Here is an 11488-nt window from a genome sequence, read left to right as displayed (position 1 = left end):
CATATCTTTTCCCGTGTCTGCAACGGCGGCCACGGGCACTCTGCGTTGCCCGATTGCTCCAAATAAAGCCGATTTTTCTTCTTCAAATTTCCTCTTGACTGCAAGGCCGGCCTGAGTAAATTCCCGAACCGAAAGCACGGCCCATTCGGGCGCGCTTGAGAAAGACCGACATTCGCTTAAGAAAAAGGAGTGTCACACCATGAAGTTCAAACCGCTTCACGACCGCGTTCTGGTCCGCCGCGTCGAATCCGACACCAAGACGAAGGGCGGCATCATCATCCCCGACACCGCCAAGGAAAAGCCGCAGGAGGGCGAGGTGATCGCCGTCGGTCCGGGCGCGCGGGACGAGGCCGGCAAGCTGGTGGCCCTCGACGTGAAGCCCGGCGACCGCGTGCTGTTCGGCAAATGGTCCGGCACCGAGGTGAAGATCGACGGCGAGGATCTCCTGATCATGAAGGAGAGCGACATCCTCGGCGTGATCGAGGCTGCCGCCGAACCCGCCAAGAAGGCCGCTTAAGCAGGGGAGGAACAGGACCATGGCTGCGAAGGACGTGAAGTTCGGCTCCATCGCCCGCGACAAGATGCTGCGCGGCGTGGACATCCTGGCCGACGCCGTGAAGGTCACGCTGGGCCCGAAGGGCCGCAACGTGGTGATCGAGAAGTCGTTCGGCGCCCCGCGCATCACCAAGGACGGCGTTTCGGTCGCCAAGGAAATCGAGCTGGCCGACAAGTTCGAGAATATGGGCGCGCAGATGCTGCGCGAGGTGGCGTCGAAGACCGCCGATCTGGCCGGCGACGGCACCACCACCGCCACCGTGCTGGCCCAGGCCATCGTGCGGGAGGGTGCGAAGTCGGTGGCCGCCGGCATCAACCCGATGGATCTGAAGCGCGGCATCGACATGGCGGTCGACGCCGTGGTGACGGAGCTGAAGGCCCGCTCCAAGAAGGTGACCACCAACGAGGAGATCGCCCAGGTCGGCACCATCTCCGCCAACGGCGACCGCGAGATCGGCGACATGCTGGCCCGCGCGATGGAGAAGGTCGGCAACGAGGGCGTCATCACGGTCGAGGAAGCCAAGAGCCTGGAGACCGAGCTGGATGTCGTCGAAGGCATGCAGTTCGACCGCGGCTACACCTCGCCCTATTTCGTCACCAACGCCGACAAGATGCAGGTGGAGCTGGACGACCCCTACATCCTGATCCACGACAAGAAGCTGTCCGGCATCCAGGCGATCATCCCGGTGCTCGAGAAGGTCGTGCAGTCGGGCAAGCCGCTGCTGATCATCGCCGAGGAGGTGGAGGGCGAGGCGCTGGCGACCCTGGTGGTCAACCGCCTGCGCGGCGGCCTTAAGGTCGCGGCGGTGAAGGCCCCCGGCTTCGGCGACCGCCGCAAGGCCATGCTGGAGGACATCGCCATCCTCACCGGCGGCCAGGTGGTCAGCGAGGATCTCGGCATCAAGCTGGACAGCGTCACCATCGACATGCTGGGCCGCGCCGGCAAGGTGGTCATCACCAAGGACAACACCACCATCGTCAACGGCGTCGGATCGAAGGACGACATCAAGGCCCGCTGCGGCCAGATCCGCCAGCAGATCGAGGAGACGACCTCCGACTACGACCGCGAGAAGCTGCAGGAGCGGCTGGCCAAGCTGGCCGGCGGCGTCGCGGTGATCCGTGTCGGCGGCGCCACCGAGGTCGAGGTGAAGGAGCGCAAGGATCGCGTCGACGATGCCATGCACGCCACCCGCGCGGCGGTGGAGGAAGGCATCCTGCCCGGCGGCGGCGTGGCGCTGGCCCGTGCGGTCGCGGTGCTGGAGAACGTCAAGCCGGCCAACGACGACCAGCGTGTCGGCGTGGAGATCGTGCGCCGGGCGCTGAGCGCGCCGGTGCGCCAGATCGCGACCAATGCCGGGGTCGACGGCTCGATCATCGTCGGCAAGCTGAACGACAGCAAGGAGTACACCGTCGGTTACGACGCGGCCAAGGGCGAGTGGTGCGATCTGGTGAAGGCCGGCATCATCGACCCGGCCAAGGTTGTGCGCACCGCCCTGCAGGACGCGGCCTCCGTCGCCGGCCTGCTGATCACCACCGAGGCGATGGTCGCCCAGCTGCCGGAGAAGAAGCCGGCGGTTCCGGCCCCCGGCGCCGACATGGACTTCTGATCCGGGCAACTTTCCCGACAGGCCTCCCAGCCGAACGGTTTCGGACTGGATTTTCCCTGGACGGGGCCGCGCCACACCGGCGCGGCCCCTCTTTTTTCTTGTGACCGGTCGGCTTCCCTGGCTCCGGCACCGGGAAGCACAGGATTGTTCTCGCCCCCTCCGCCGGCAGCGGGCTGCTGCATGATCTTACCGCCCAGCCCGGTCCCCTGCGGCTGGACTGACAGGAAGCCGCCTCCCCCAGTGGTCGCAGGCTCGCTTTACGACGAAGGGAATCCCATCAGCGGGACGGAGCCCATGACAGCCGAATACCTGTTCCGGCTGGCGCGAGCGTCGAAAAAGGAATGACAGTGTGTGGCCGTCATCAGTGCGGCCGGCCGGAGATTCTTTTGGCGAACCAACCTTGGCCGTTCGGCACGCACCCCCATCTGGAAGTCCAACCTGCCAACCGGAGGATCGTGATGCGCAGCACCCTGACCCTGTCGGCCGCCCTTCTTGCCGCCCTTGCCGCCTCGCCTTCCCTGGCCCAATCGGGCGGCGGGCCGGTGATCAAGACCGTCCAGACCAGCGCCGGCCCGGTGGCGGTCAGCCGCTTTGCCGACGGGCTGGAGCGGCCATGGGGCATCGATTTCCTGCCGGACGGCCGGGCTCTGGTGACGGAAAAGCCGGGACGGCTGCGCATCATGGCGCGCGACGGCTCCCTCTCCTCCCCGCTCGGCGGCACGCCGAAGGTTCTCGTCCAGGGCCAGGGCGGAATGTTGGATGTGGCGGTCGATCCGCAATTCGCCCAGAACCGGACGATCTATCTCGCCTATGCCGAGGCCGGCGACGGCGGCACCGCCGGGACGGCGCTGGGGCGCGGCACGCTGACCGACCGCGGGATCGAGAATTTCCAGGTCATCTTCCGCCAGTCGCCCAAGGTGGACGGCGGCAACCATTACGGCACCCGCATCGTCTTCTCGGGCGACGGCCACATCTTCCTGACGCTGGGCGAACGCTACAAATTCGATCCGGCGCAGAGCCGCGACAACACGCTGGGGAAGGTGGTGCGCCTGAACCGCGACGGCTCGCTGCCCAAGGACAACCCCTTCGCCGGCGAAGGCAAGGTGGCCGGCGCCATCTGGTCCTACGGCCACCGCAACATCGAGGCGGCGGCCATAGACCCACGCACCGGCTCGCTGTGGATCGCGGAGATGGGACCGTTGGGCGGCGACGAACTGAACCGGCCGGAAGCCGGCAAGAACTATGGCTGGCCGCTGGTCAGCTGGGGCAAGCATTACGACGGCCGCGACATCCCCGACCCGCCGACCCGCAAGGACCTGACCGACGCTGTGATTCATTGGACGCCGGTGATCTCGCCATCCGGCATGGCCTTCTACCAGGGAAGCCTGTTCCCGAACTGGCAGGGCAGCGCCCTGATCGGCGGCCTGAGCGCCAAGGGGCTGGTTCGGGTCGCCATCGACGGCACCAGCGCGAAGGAGGCGGAGCGCATTCCGCTCGACGCACGCATCCGCGATGTGGCACAGGGTCCGGACGGCGCCCTCTACGTGATCACCGACGCTTCCGACGGCGCGGTCCTGCGGCTGGCGCCGGCGAAATAGCCCCCAAATGGACGGGGCGCCAAGGACAGGGGCCGATGAGGATCCGCGATTACCGACCGTCAGACGCCCCGGTGCTGGCACAGATCTACGCCCGCTCCGTCCGCGGCATAGGCCCGCGCTTCTACACGCCTGAGCAGGTGGAGGCCTGGGCGGCGCTGGCGCCGACGGTGGAACGGGTGCGGGAGGCCTATGGCGACGGCCGCGTCGCCCTGGTCGCGGTGGATGACGACGACCGGCCGGTCGGCTTCAGCGATGTGGAGCCGGACGGCCACATCAACTTCCTCTACTGCGCGCCGGAGGCGGCCGGGCGCGGCACCATGTCGGCACTGGTCGACCTGCTGGAGGACCGCGCCGCGGCGCTCGGCTATCCCCGCCTGCATGTGGAGGCGAGCGAGGCCGCCCGCCCCTTCCTGCTGCGCCGCGGCTTCACCCTGGTGGCCCGCCGCGAGCTGCGGATCGGCGACGTGCCGATCCACAACTATGCGATGGAGAAGTGGCTGGGGAATGGCAGGGAATAGGCACAAGCAACGCTTGCCCCCTCCCCACCCCTCCCCCGCTTTGCGGGAGAGGGAACTCCGCCGCTCTCGTGCTTACCCCCTCTCCCGCGAAGCGGGGGAGGGTTGGGGTGGGGGCAACGATACAAGAACTCCCCCCAGATAAACTCCCCCCTTACCGTTCGATTTCCTTGTTCCAGCGCTGGTTCCAGTCCGGGCGCTTCTCGTTGATGACGTCCCAGTCCACCGTCACGGCGGTCTTCATGTAGCCCTGGAACTTGGTCATCTCGTCGGCGACGTCGGCCGGGGCCTTGACCGTGGTGTTGGACGGAATCTGCGCGCCGTACTGCAGGGCGGCAAGCTGCGCCTCCGGGCTCAGCAGATAGGCGGCGAGCTTCTGCGCGGCCTCGTTGTCCGGGTTCTTGGCGACGACGCATTCGCCGACCATCAGGACGACCGAGCCTTCCTTGGGCTGGACATACTCCACCGGGATGCCCTTTGCCTTCAGCGTGCCGACGCCGGTCGGGGTCAGCGGGAAGATGGCCGCCTCGCCGGTCTGCACCATTTCCGCGATCTTGGCGGAGCTGGGGATGTATTCCAGCACGTTCGGGCCGATGGTCTTGCGCCAGGTGGTGAAGCCCGGATCGACGTTGGTTTCGCTGCCGCCCTTGATGCGGTTGTACATCAGGAAGGCATGCAGGCCGAAGGAGCTGCTGGCAGCCGACTGGACGACGATCTTGCCCTTGTACTTGGCGTCGGCCAGATCCATCCAGCTGGTCGGCGGCGCCCAGCCCTTCTCCTCGAACATCGCCTTGTTATAAGCCAGCCCGGTCATGCCCATGTTGACGCCGACCGCCATGTCGCCCTTCATGCGCGAGGACGGATAGACCTGATCCAGCACCGGCGACGGTTCCATCTTCTGGCACAGGCCCATGCCGATGGCGCGGTACATCAGCCCGTCGTCCAGGAAGACGACGTGCATCTGCGGATTGTCCTTCTGCGCCTGCAGCTTGGCGAGGATGTCCGACGAGGTGCCGGGGACGACGACCACCTTGATGCCGGTCGCCTTCTCGAAGGCGGGGAAGACATGCTCGGTGTAGGTCTTCTCCATCGTGCCGCCGTTCATGCCGATATAGACCGTCTTGGTCTGGGCGGCGGCGGGGGTGGAGAGGGCTGCGGCCGCCGTGATGGCAACCGTGGCGAGACCGGTGAGCGACAGGGTACGCAAGCTGGGCATGCAGTCCTCCAATGGGCCAAGGGGTGAAGTCTTAGGCGGTCAGTCGGAAGTTGAGGGCGGAAAGCGGTCGATGCGGAAGGGCTCCAGCGGCATGGCCGTCTCGCCGGTGGTGACCAGTTCGGCCAGCGTCTGGCCGACGCCGGGGCCGATCTGGAACCCGGCACCGGAAAAGCCGAAGGCGTGGAACAGGCCGGAGGTGGTGCGGCTGGGACCGACGATCGGGTTGCGGTCGGGCGTGTAGCCCTCCACCCCGGTCCAGCAGCGGATGACGTGGGCGTGGCGCAGCTGCGGGAACAGCTCCGCCGCGTCGCGCATCAGGGTCAGCACGGCGTCGCGCTGCGGCCGGGCGCGGTCGGCGTCCAGCGCGAAGCCGCGCCCGCCGCCGACCACCATGTTGCCGCGCGGCACCTGCCGGCCATAGACGCCGCCGCCCTCCACCCCGATGTTGACGTCGAGGAAGCGGGGCAGCGGCTCCGTCACCGCCATGTTGGGGTGGAGCGATTCCAGCGGCACCGGTTCGCCGAAGGCTTCCGCCACCCGCCAGGACCAGGCGCCGGCGGTGTTCAGCAGGAAGCGGGCGCGGACCTCCAGATCGTCGCCGCTCAGCAGGACGAAGCGGTCGCCGTCCTTCTCCACCCGGTCGACCGGCGTCTGTTCGCGCACCACCGCACCCAGCCCGGCCGCGGCGTGGGCGAAGGCGGGGGAGACGAGGCGCGGGTTGGCATGGCCGTCCTCCGGGCAGAGCGAGCCACCGATGGCCCGGTCGCCCAGCGCCGGCCAGCGCCGGCGGAACTCCTCGCCCGTGATGATCTCCAGCCCCAGGCCGAAGCCCTGGCTGCGCTCGCGGTAGGCGATCAGCGACTCCAGATCAGGCTCGCTGCGCGCCAGCTTGAGATGGCCGGAGCGGATGTATTCGGCGTCGGTGCCCAGCAGTTCCGGCAGGCGGCCCCAGATGGCATGGGCGCGCTGGGACAGCGGCAGTTGCTCCAGCGGACGGCCCTGCCGGCGCACGCCGCCGAAATTGACGCCGCTGGCCTTGGCGCCACACCAGTCGCGTTCCAGCAGCGTCACCGACAGCCCAGCCTGCCGCAGGAACAGCGCCGCCGAGCCGCCGACGATTCCGCCGCCGACGACGGCGACGTCGCAGTCGATCCGTTCCCGCATCATGCGACCTCCCTGCCGCTGGAGCCCTCTCCCCCCCGGGGAGAGGGTTGGGTGAGGGGGACGCGCGGCGGAGCGCTTGTGGCGGGATGGGGCGTTGCGGATACCCGACCGGATCCTCGCGATGCGTCCCCCTCACCCTGACCCTCTCCCCGCTTTCGGCGGACCTCTGGTCCGCCTGTCGCGTCAGCGCAAACTTCGTTTGCGCGTGAGCGGGGGGGAGAGGGGACAACGGTCGCGATAGGAAGAGGCTTGATCGGCGGCTGCGCACGCAAACGCCCGACGCCATCCGGGCCGGTGCCGAGCGTGCGGGACAGCAGCTCCGCCGCGGTGGCGCCGCATATGCGACCCTGACAGCGGCCCATGCCGGCGCGGGTCAGCGCCTTGGCGCGGTTCATCTCACGGGCCTGTCCGCTGCGGGCGACCTCGCGCAGGGCGCCGGCCGTCACGCCTTCGCAGCGGCAGATCATGGTGTCGTCGGCAATGCTGTCGGCCCAATCCGCCGGGAACGGGAAGGCGGCGTTCAGCACCCGGCGGAAAGCGGCGATGCGGGTGAGCCGGCCGTCAAGCTCCCGCACCCGCGCACCGTCCACCGGCAACCCGCGATCCTCCAGCAGGGCCAGCGCCGCGCGCTCCCCCGCCAGTTCCGCCGCATCGGCGCCGGCGATGCCGCTGCCATCGCCTGCCAGATACACGCCCGGAACCGAGCTGCGCCCTGCCCCGTCCCGCTCTGGAATCCATGCCCGGTCGGCCTCGTCGAAACGGAAGCGGCAGCCGGCGAGGTCGGCCAGTTGCGTCTCCGACCGCAGCCCCAGTCCGAAGGCGACGGCGTCGCAGGAGGTGCGACGCTCCCGCCCGCGGGCATCGCGCCAGACCAGCGCATCGACCCGTTCCGCGCCCTCGGCACGCACCGGTCGGACGCCGTTGTGGATCGGCACGCCATGGGTGCGCAGCCAGCCGACGAACAGCAGCCCCTTCGCCAGCGTCACCGGGTCGCGCAGCATGCCGGGGGTGGCGCGCGCCTGCGCGGCGAAGGAGGTGGTGTCGAACACCCCCGCCACTTCGACCCCGGCCTTCAGATACTGGTAGGCGACCAGATAGAGCAGCGGCCCGGTGCCGAGGAAGGCCACCCGCCGGCCGACGGAACAGCCCTGGAACTTCAGCGCCACCTGCGATCCGCCCAGCGTGAAAACGCCGGGCAGCGTCCAGCCGGGGAAGGGCAGCACGCGGTCGGTGGCGCCGGTCGCCAGGATCAGATGGCTGAAGGGCAGAGTCTCGCTGCCGCCGTCGCACAGCAGGTCGAGCGCCCCATCCTCGCAGTTCCACACCAGCGTGCGCGGGCGGTAGTCCACGCGGTCGCGGATCGCCGCCATGGCGCGGTGGACCGCATCGGCCTTGCCCGCCTCGAACCCGTACAGCGCCGTCTTCGGCCGGGTGAAGCCTCCTTCCGGCGGCTGGCGGTAGATCTGGCCGCCCCAGCGCGCGGCTTCGTCCACCACCACCGGGCGCAGCCCGGCGGCGACCAGCCGCTCCGCCGCGCGGATGCCGGCCGGACCGGCGCCGACGATGACGGGAGGGAGAACCCCGCTCACGACGTCCACTCCCCGTTGCTGAGCAGCCGCATGCCGTCGGCGATGAAGGTGCCGCAGGCGCGCAGCCGCTCGCCCTCCTCCGTCCGCACCCAGCAATCCTGACAGGCGCCCATCATGCAGAAGCCGGCACGCGGGGCATCGGCGAACTCCGTGCGGCGCAGCCGCTCCCCGTTGGTGAGCATGGCGGTCATGACGGTGTCGCCCTCCAGCGCCTCCACCGGGCGCCCGTCGAGGGTGAAGCGGACCACGCGCCGGCCCTGTTCGGCCACACGCTGCAGCAAAGCCATGATGAATGGTCTCCGAAGAGAGGACGGCCGGAGCGGATGCTCAGTGCTGGCCGACGAGGATGCGGTCCAACCCATAGACACGGTCGAGCAGAAGCACGGCGACCGCGGTGATGCCGATGATCAGAGCCGACACCGCCGCCATCATCGGGTCGATGGATTCGGTGGCGTACATGTACATCCGCACCGGCAGCGTCACCGTGGACGGCGAGGTGATGAAGATGGACATGGTCAGCTCGTCGAAGCTGTTGATGAAGGCGATCAGCCAGCCGCCGGTGACGCCGGGCAGGATCATCGGCAGGGTGACGCGGCGGAACACCGTCGCCTCGCTGGCGCCCAGCGAGAACGCGGCCTGCTCCACGCTGCGGTCGAAGCCGGAGATGGCAGCGATCAGCAGGCGCATCACATAGGGCGTGACGATCACGATATGGGCCGCCACCAGCCAGCCGAAGCTACCCGTGGCGCCGATCACCGCGAACAGGCGAAGCATGGCGACGCCCAGCACCAGATGAGGGATGATCAGCGGCGACAGGAACAGCGCGTTGAGGAAGCCGCGGCCGGGAAACTCCCAGCGCGTGATGGCCAGCGAGGCCGGCACCGCCAGCGCCACCGCCAGCGTCGCCGCCAGGAAGGCCAGCCACAGGCTGTTCCAGAAGGACTGGACGAAGTCGGGGTGGTGGAACACCGCCTCGAACCAGCGCAGCGAAAAGCCCTTGGTCGGCAGCGACAGCGTGTTCTCGGGTGTGAAGGCGACGAGGCAGACGATGGCCAGCGGCGCCAGCATGAAGATGACGACCAGCGCATGGAAAAGAAGGGCGACGGGTCCGTTGCGGGTCATGGCATTCTCACCCCAGCCGGCGGCGGTAATGGCCTTCCACCATGCGGTGGTAGGTCAGCATGATGATCAGGTTGGCGGCCAGCAGGATCACGGCGACGGCGGCGCCCATCGGCCAGTTCAGGTCGCTGAGATACTGGTCGTAGACCACGGTCGCGACCATCTTCAGACGCCGCCCGCCCAGCAGGCCGGGGATGGCGAAGGCGCTGGCGCTGAGGCCGAAGACGATCAGGCTTCCCGACAGGATGCCGGGCAGGATCTGCGGCGCCACCACCCGGACGATGGCCGTCCCGCGCGAGGCGCCGAAGGACAGCGCCGCCTGCTCCACCGCCGGGTCCAGCTTCTGCAGCGAGGTCCAGACCGGGATGACCATGAAGGGCAGCATGACGTGGACCAGCGCCACCACCACCGTGCCTTCGGTATAGAGCAGCTTCATCCTGCCGATACCGAGCGCGATCAGCGCCGCGTTCACCGGCCCTTCCGGCCCCAGCAGCATGCTCCAGCCGAAGGCGCGGACCACGACGGAGACCAGCAGCGGCGCCAGGATCACCAGCAGGAAGATCGAGCGCCAGGGATTGCCCATGCGGCTGAGGATGTAGGCCTCCGGCACGCCGATCACCACGCAGATGGCGGTCGCCAGCGCCGAGATGCGGAAGGTGCGGAAGAAGATCTCCAGGTAATACTCGTCGGTCAGCACCGACAGGTAATGCTCCAGCGTGAAGCCGCCGGTGCGCCCGGTCGCATAGTCGAACTGGTTGAAGGACAGCAGCGCCGTCAGGAACAGCGGCGTCAGCACCAGCGCCACGAACAGCAGCGCCGCCGGCGCCGACAGGAACAGCGGGGCGGAGCGCACGCGGCGTTCCGGCGTCTCGTCGCCCGGCGATGCCGGGGCGGCGTCGGGAAGGGCGGCGCTCATCAGGTCACCTCGAGCGCGACATCGGGCGCCTCCGCCATGGCGCCGCGATGGACGCGCACCACGGACGGCGTCCATTCAAGGCCCACCGGCGCCCCCTGGTCGGCGGGGGCGGAGCCGTCGTTCGGCGTCACCACCATCACCGTGCCGAGCGGCCCGTCGATGTGATAGAGCCACTGGCTGCCCAGGAAGAAGCGGTCTGCGACCCGGCCGGTCAGCAACCCATTGGACGGCTGGGTCAACCGCAGCTTTTCCGGCCGGATGCACAGCGTCACCGTCTCGCCCACCGACAGGCCCGGCATTTCCACCGGCACGGCGATGCCGGCCAGCGACACCGTGGCGCCGGCACCGGTCGCCGTCGCAACCTTGCCCGGCAGCAGATTGGTCTTGCCGACGAAGCGGGAGATGAACTCCGTCTCCGGATGTTCGTAGATGCGATAGGGCTGGTCGATCTGGGTGATGCGCCCGGCCTCCATCACCACGACGCGGTCGCTGATCGAGAAGGCCTCCGCCTGGTCGTGGGTGACCATGACGGTGGTGGTGCCGACCTTGCGCTGGATCTCGCGCAGTTCGTACTGCATCGCCTCGCGCAGCTTGGCGTCCAGGTTCGACAGCGGCTCGTCCAGCAGCAGCACCGGCGGGCGGATCACCAGAGCGCGCGCCAGCGCCACGCGCTGCCGCTGGCCGCCCGACAGTTCGCGCGGGTAGCGCTTGGCATAGGGGGAAAGGTGGACCAGCGACAGCGCCTCTTCCACCCGCGGCTTGCGCTCGCCCTTGGGCACGCGCTGCATCTCCAGGCCGAAGCTGACATTGTCGAACACGGTCATGTGCGGGAACAGCGCATAGCTCTGGAACACGATGCCCAGCCCGCGGCTGTTCGCCTTGGCCCGCGTGATGTCGCGCCCGTCCAGCCGGATGGTGCCGGCCGACGGTTCGACGAAGCCGGCGATCATCTGCAGGGTCGTGGTCTTGCCGCAGCCGGAGGGGCCGAGCAGAGAGACGAACTCCCCCTTTTCCACCGACAGCGACACGTCGCCGACCGCGGTCAGCGGCCCGTAACGCTTGGTGATGTTTTTCAATTCGAGGAACGACACGGGGGAATTCTCCCTCTTGCTGACCCGGCCACTGTCTTTCGGGGCCTCACCTGTATGACCCGATGGTTCAGCGTCTCCCCCGATGGCGTCAATCCGATTTTTCCGTCAGTAGAAAAGA

The 11488-nt window shown here is 68.5% G+C and carries 11 protein-coding genes; 4 read left to right on the top strand and 7 right to left on the bottom strand.

Annotation, left to right across the window (positions count from 1 at the left end; all coding sequences use genetic code 11):
• Positions 1-199 precede the first annotated feature (199 nt).
• The 4 genes from groES to AZOLI_RS15535 all read left to right on the top strand — a co-directional run bounded on the left by groES (position 200) and on the right by AZOLI_RS15535 (position 4278).
• Positions 200-517 (top strand): co-chaperone GroES, encoded by a 318-nt coding sequence (groES, locus tag AZOLI_RS15550; protein WP_014188118.1) that lies wholly within the window; start codon positions 200-202, stop codon positions 515-517.
• A gap of 19 nt (positions 518-536) precedes the next feature.
• Positions 537-2162 (top strand): chaperonin GroEL, encoded by a 1626-nt coding sequence (gene groL / locus AZOLI_RS15545; RefSeq protein WP_014188117.1) that lies wholly within the window; start codon positions 537-539, stop codon positions 2160-2162.
• 458 nt (positions 2163-2620) lie between these two features.
• Positions 2621-3760: a PQQ-dependent sugar dehydrogenase gene (locus AZOLI_RS15540; RefSeq protein ID WP_014188116.1), complete on the top strand. Its 1140-nt coding sequence runs from the start codon at positions 2621-2623 to the stop codon at positions 3758-3760.
• 35 nt (positions 3761-3795) lie between these two features.
• A complete protein-coding gene (locus tag AZOLI_RS15535; protein ID WP_014188115.1) occupies positions 3796-4278 on the top strand; it encodes a GNAT family N-acetyltransferase in 483 nt (160 codons plus the stop codon).
• A gap of 151 nt (positions 4279-4429) precedes the next feature.
• Here the strand turns inward: AZOLI_RS15535 and AZOLI_RS15530 are convergent, their stop codons facing one another.
• From AZOLI_RS15530 to AZOLI_RS15500, 7 genes are read right to left on the bottom strand one after another with little or no spacing between them, the layout of a single operon-like run.
• Entirely contained in the window at positions 4430-5491 is a 1062-nt protein-coding gene (locus AZOLI_RS15530) for an ABC transporter substrate-binding protein (protein WP_014188114.1), read from the bottom strand.
• 39 nt (positions 5492-5530) lie between these two features.
• Positions 5531-6658 carry an NAD(P)/FAD-dependent oxidoreductase gene (locus AZOLI_RS15525; RefSeq protein ID WP_014188113.1) on the bottom strand — a complete coding sequence of 376 codons (1128 nt, stop codon included), beginning with the start codon at positions 6656-6658 and terminating at the stop codon, positions 5531-5533.
• Positions 6655-8253 carry an NAD(P)/FAD-dependent oxidoreductase gene (locus tag AZOLI_RS15520; protein WP_014188112.1) on the bottom strand — a complete coding sequence of 533 codons (1599 nt, stop codon included), beginning with the start codon at positions 8251-8253 and terminating at the stop codon, positions 6655-6657. Before AZOLI_RS15520 ends, AZOLI_RS15525 begins: the two co-directional genes overlap by 4 nt.
• A complete protein-coding gene (locus tag AZOLI_RS15515; RefSeq protein ID WP_014188111.1) occupies positions 8241-8531 on the bottom strand; it encodes a (2Fe-2S)-binding protein in 291 nt (96 codons plus the stop codon). The genes AZOLI_RS15520 and AZOLI_RS15515 overlap by 13 nt, the downstream gene beginning before the upstream one ends.
• A 40-nt stretch (positions 8532-8571) precedes the next feature.
• Positions 8572-9366 (bottom strand): ABC transporter permease, encoded by a 795-nt coding sequence (locus AZOLI_RS15510; protein ID WP_014188110.1) that lies wholly within the window; start codon positions 9364-9366, stop codon positions 8572-8574.
• A gap of 7 nt (positions 9367-9373) precedes the next feature.
• Positions 9374-10279, bottom strand: a complete 906-nt coding sequence (locus tag AZOLI_RS15505) for an ABC transporter permease (RefSeq protein ID WP_014188109.1) — start codon at positions 10277-10279, stop codon at positions 9374-9376.
• Positions 10279-11370 carry an ABC transporter ATP-binding protein gene (locus AZOLI_RS15500; RefSeq protein WP_014188108.1) on the bottom strand — a complete coding sequence of 364 codons (1092 nt, stop codon included), beginning with the start codon at positions 11368-11370 and terminating at the stop codon, positions 10279-10281. Before AZOLI_RS15500 ends, AZOLI_RS15505 begins: the two co-directional genes overlap by 1 nt.
• Positions 11371-11488 lie beyond the last annotated feature (118 nt).

The organism is Azospirillum lipoferum 4B, assembly GCF_000283655.1.
In the GTDB taxonomy this organism is placed as follows: domain Bacteria; phylum Pseudomonadota; class Alphaproteobacteria; order Azospirillales; family Azospirillaceae; genus Azospirillum; species Azospirillum lipoferum_C.
Note: the sequence above shows the minus strand (reverse complement) of the source record. Positions and strands in the feature narration are given on the sequence as shown.